This window comes from Massilimicrobiota sp. An105 (assembly GCF_002161155.1).
GTDB classification, from domain to species: domain Bacteria; phylum Bacillota_I; class Bacilli_A; order Erysipelotrichales; family Coprobacillaceae; genus Allocoprobacillus; species Allocoprobacillus merdigallinarum.
In genome coordinates, this window is sequence record NZ_NFLY01000099.1 from 1 (window position 1) to 1,841 (window position 1,841).

The 1,841-nt window shown below is 31.0% G+C and carries 1 protein-coding gene; it reads right to left on the reverse strand.

What is annotated here, in order from left to right; all coding sequences use genetic code 11:
* Positions 1–45: 45 nt before the first annotated feature.
* Positions 46–1,695, reverse strand: coding sequence for an IS1634 family transposase (locus B5E48_RS13350; RefSeq protein ID WP_087305628.1), 1,650 nt, complete (start codon positions 1,693–1,695; stop codon positions 46–48).
* Between the last annotated feature and the right edge of the window lie 146 nt (positions 1,696–1,841).

A 1,841-nucleotide genomic window follows, 5' to 3' on the forward strand; every position in this document is an offset into this window, starting at 1 on the left:
CGTCAACTTCTACTAAAATTATACATCTATATAGATATCAAGCCATTAGTGCTTATCTAATGGCTTGATGACTTCTCTAGCGAATTCTATATATTCTTTTTCATTGATTCCTATTTGTTTTAGGATATTCTTTTGTTTATTGGTTAATTTATATCTTATATGATACTTCTTATCCGATAACTTTGTTACTCCTAATTTTTCATACTCTCTCAAAACCTTTGGTACTGTATATTCTTTTTTGTTTTTTAGATATAATGGTTTTAATGATTTGTATATTTCATTTCTTATAATGAGTGCTATAAATGATATGAATACTTTACTTTCTAAATGTTCATCCAAATGCACTCTAAATACATCGTTACCTAGGTATGTCTTTTCCATTCTAAATACTTTCTCTATTGCATCCCTATCTCTATATATTTCTAAGGCCTGTGATGCACTCATTTTTCGTGATGTGATGATTGCAAAGAATCCTGCTCTATTTATGAGCTCCTTTATCTCCTTGTCTTTTCTTTTATAACTTTGAAAATATCCATTTTCATCAAATTTCAGCCTATAATATTTCTTATATCCCGCTACATCTTCCTGTCTTTTTATGATCTGATTTTTCTTTTCTTCCAGTTGCTGATCTAGTTTATGAAATCTTTGATTAATGATGATCTTTTCCCTTTCAGCAGCGATTCCATCATAATATATATGTATATATTGTTTTTTTCCAGTATGAAACAATTCTTTTTCTATCGTTTTCCCATACAGCTCATAATCTTCCATATAATATTGATATCCTTCTTTTAGTAATGCCACACTTTCTTCTATCGACTTTGTAATAAATGCTGCATTGCCTTTCGTCATTAGAATATAATCATAATCATGCTTTTCAAAATATTTTATATTCTCTATGGAAAAATATCCTCTATCCAATATAAATCCTACATCCTTGCATCCATAGGATTTCGCTCTTTCTACCATTTTTTGACATTCTGTATTGTCTATGATGCTTCCTGGATATATCTCATAAAACATGGGAACTTCATCTGTCTGATTATATCCTATGGATAAATTCACTTGAGGCAGGTCAGGATTATCTTTCGCATGTCCATACTCCGCTAATGTCAGTGACCCTGCAACAGTATTCATATTAGAAGAATCATAGGAAACATAGATACCATCTTTGTTTTGCATGGTCACCCAGGACCTGATAAACAAATCCATCTGGCAAACCGTCAAAGACCCTAACAGTTTTCCAATAGTACTATCAGTAAAGTTAGCTTTATTAAACAAAGAATGACTGTAGCCATAATCATCAAAATACTGCATGACATTATTTTCAGACATGATCATATAAGTCGCGATGTCAAGGATCTTATCTGCTTTATCATGAAAAACAGTTTCAAGAAGAGAATATAAGGATAATTGATTAGAAATTTTATCTACAACCAGATGTGGTCCAATGGAAATAAAATCAGCTCTATCCCCAAGTTCATCCAAACCGTTAGAATCAGGAAACAGCTCAAAGTATTTCTTATTGGGAATCAGCATACCATTTTCATCAAGCTTGCCAATAGAAACACGTGATGGAACAGAACGTTTTAATCGAGGTGAATACTTGACACATTGAGTCAGGTAAACATATTGATAACCATTATTCTTGACAATAACAGTTCTATCAGGTCTAGGTACAGGATTATATTTCATATGACATTCCCCCAAATAATAGATGTATATTTATACATCTATTATAACATATACTGTCTAATAAAAAAAGAGAAAAACATCGAAATAATCAATATTTTTCCAATTTCTGTATTATAGATGTATAATTCTAGTAGAAGTTAACGATA